Below are 2,827 nucleotides of genomic sequence, written 5' to 3'. Positions count from 1 at the left end.
CGGCGAGGGTCCGGGCGACCAGACGCGATCGATGCTGCTGGCGCTCCACGGCCAGGAGGCCGGCGCCCTGCTCGGCAGCGAGAGCCGAGAGCAGCGCGGCCTTGCCGCCCGGACCGGCGCAGCCGTCCAGCCACCGGGTGTCACCGCCCTCGACCGGAGCGTTCGCCAGTGCCGCGGCCACGAGCTGGCTGCCCTCGTCCTGCACACCGGCGCTGCCGTCCCGTACGGCGGCCAGGGCGCCCGGCTCGCCTCCCTCGGCCATCCGCACGGCGTACGGCGACCAGCGGCCGGGAAGGCCGCTCTCCTCGCCCAGGGCGTCCAGCAGCTCCTGCGGGGTCGAGCGGCCGGGACGGGCGACCAGCGTCACCTCGGGCCGCTCGTTGTCCGCCTCCAGCAGGTCCTCGATCCCGGCCCGGCCGCCGCCCAGGGCGTCCCAGAGGGCGGAGACGATCCAGCGGGGGTGCGAGTGGACGACGGAGAGGTTCTCCTCGGCGTCCTCCTCGTAGGCGGGCGCCACGCGCTCCACCCATCCGTCGAGATCGTGCGCGGAGACCTTGCGCAGCACGGCGTTGACGAACTTGGCACGGCCCTCGCCCAGCACCACCCGCGCCAGCTCCACACTGGCGGAGACCGCCGCGTGGGTCGGGATGCGGGTGCCGAGCAGCTGATGGACCCCCAGGTTGAGCACGTCGAGCACCGGGGGGTCGACCTCGCGCAGCGGCCGGTCGATGCAGGCGGCGACGATCGCGTCGTAGGTGCCCTGCCGGCGCAGGGTCCCGTAGACCAGCTCGGTCGCCAGGGCCGCGTCCCTGCCCTCGAAGTCGCCCTTCGCGCGTGCCTTCTTCAGCAGTGGGGGAAGGACGAGGTTGGCGTAGGCATCGCGCTCGTCGACCGCCCTGAGCACCTCGAAGGCGAGGAACCTGACCGGGTCCTTCCTGGGGCGCCGGTGCGGCTTGGCGGGACGGCGACGCTGCTGGTCGTTCACGTGAAAGGTGCTCCGCTGATGGTGAGGGGGCTAACCCGTCCAGCGTACGTCGCCCGCCTCCGCATGCCCGTTCCGAGGCCTCAGAGGCCCAGCAGCTCGCCGTGGGCGATCCGCACGCCGCGGGCCCAGTCGGCGGCCTTCATCGGCTTCTTGCCCTGCGGCTGGACCCAGAGGAGCTCCACGGCGTGGGAGCCGGTGCCCACATGGACGTTGTTCTTGCCCGCGGACAGCTCGCCCGGGGCCAGGTCCGTGCGGTCCGGGGCGGGCACGGCCTGGACCAGCTTGAGGCGTTCCCCGCGGAAGAGGGTCCAGGCCCCGGGCGCGGGGGTGCAGCCGCGCACCACGCGGTCGACCCGCAGCGCGGGCGCGGACCACCGCACCTGGGCGTCCTCGACGGTGATCTTGGGTGCGAGGGTGACGCCGTCCGCGGGCTGCGGGACGGCGTGCAGGGTGCCGTCCTCGATGCCGTCCATGGTCGCCGCGAGCAGCCCGGCACCCGCGAAGGCGAGCCGGGTGAGCAGATCCCCGCTGGTGTCGGTGGGCCGGACCTCCTCGGTCAGGACGCCGTACACCGGTCCCGAGTCCAGTCCCTCCTCGATCAGGAAGGTCGACGCGCCGGTGACCTCGTCCCCGGCCATCACCGCGTGCTGCACGGGCGCGGCCCCGCGCCAGGCGGGCAGGAGCGAGAAGTGCAGGTTGACCCAGCCCCTGGCGGGAACGTCCAGCGCGGTCCTGGGCAGCAGGGCGCCGTACGCGACCACGGGGCAGCAGTCCGGTGCGATCTCCCGCAGCCGCGCCAGGAAGTCCTCGTCGCGCGGCCTGGCGGGCTTGAGCACCTCGATGCCCGCCTCCTCGGCGCGTTCGGCCACGGGGCTGGCGACCAGCCGGCGCCCCCGCCCGGCCGGTGCGTCGGGACGGGTCACCACGGCGGCCACCTCGTGGCGGCCGGAGGCGATCAGGGCGTCCAGAGCGGGAACGGCGACCTCGGGGGTGCCTGCGAAGACGAGCTTCATGGGTGGCGGACTGCCTCTCGGGCCGGAACGTACGTGGCGAGCAGCACACCAGTCTAGGGGGTGCCCGCAGCGTCCCGCCCGGCCCGCCCGGGGCGGCCCCCAGGGGGCGTACGCACGACCGTGCGCCCCGCGCATATGCGCTTACGCCCCTGTTGCGTGACCACATGGCCGGGTGACGCGTTGGTCAAGTGAGATTGACCGAAGTGGGCCGCCGCCGCGCGGTCCGATCCCTTTCAACGCCGGTTCGAGAGGCTTGTTCATGGCCGACCACGCAACCCACGACGCCCAAGCGCGTGCCAGTCTGCATCTGTTGGTGCGGGACATCGAGCGGGTCCGGCGGCAGGTGGACGCACTGCGTACGCTCACTGCTCAGCTGGGCAACGTCTACCGTCCGCGCCGCTCCGGCCCGTCCGCGGGCTTCGTCGTCTACGGCAGGGCACCGGCCCCGACGGTCCGGCTCGCGCAGGAACTGCGGGACAGCGTCGAGACGCTGGTCACAGCGGCGGTGGACTTCGACCGTTCGCTGGGCTTCTCGTGGGACGCGGTGGGTTCCGCCCTCGGGGTCACCAAGCAGGCGGTGCACCGCCGTTACGGCGCACGGCGCACCACCCCGCAGCCGGGGACGGCTGAGGCCGTTCCCGAGAGCGCGAACCGTGCGGTGCCCGCGGCGCCGGGCTCCTCCCCCGCCCTGCTGCCGACCGTACCCGCGGCCCGCTCGATGCCGCCGCAGCCGTCGGACCGCCCCGGCGCCTTCCCCAGCCCGCACAACGGCTGAGGGCGACGGCTGAGGGCGACGGCTGCCGACAAGGCCGAGCGCAAGGGCTGGGTG

The 2,827-nt window shown here is 74.2% G+C and carries 3 protein-coding genes; 1 reads left to right on the top strand and 2 read right to left on the bottom strand.

From position 1 onward, the window contains the following. Both VN520_RS13960 and fmt read right to left on the bottom strand, forming a co-directional pair. Positions 1–985 (bottom strand): transcription antitermination factor NusB (locus tag VN520_RS13960; protein ID WP_325747219.1); only part of this gene is annotated, 985 nt, incomplete at its 3' end. Between the two features lie 80 nt (positions 986–1,065). After that, positions 1,066–1,998, bottom strand: coding sequence for a methionyl-tRNA formyltransferase (gene fmt / locus VN520_RS13955; RefSeq protein ID WP_325747218.1), 933 nt, complete (start codon positions 1,996–1,998; stop codon positions 1,066–1,068). 259 nt (positions 1,999–2,257) lie between these two features. On the opposite strand from fmt, the gene VN520_RS13950 reads away from it, so the two are divergent. Beyond that, complete coding sequence (locus tag VN520_RS13950; protein ID WP_325747217.1) at positions 2,258–2,773, top strand: hypothetical protein; 516 nt, start codon at positions 2,258–2,260, stop codon at positions 2,771–2,773. The last annotated feature ends 54 nt before the right edge of the window (positions 2,774–2,827 follow it).

The organism is Streptomyces sp., assembly GCF_035563135.1.
Lineage (GTDB): Bacteria > Actinomycetota > Actinomycetes > Streptomycetales > Streptomycetaceae > Streptomyces.
This window is presented reverse-complemented; position numbering and strand designations above follow the sequence as displayed.

Bases quoted from the DNA above. Each gene is read 5' to 3' on its own strand.
- VN520_RS13950 (WP_325747217.1), top strand. From the start codon at position 2,258: ATGGCCGACCACGCAACCCACGACGCCCAAGCGCGTGCCAGTCTGCAT.
- fmt (WP_325747218.1), bottom strand. From the start codon at position 1,998: ATGAAGCTCGTCTTCGCAGGCACCCCCGAGGTCGCCGTTCCCGCTCTG.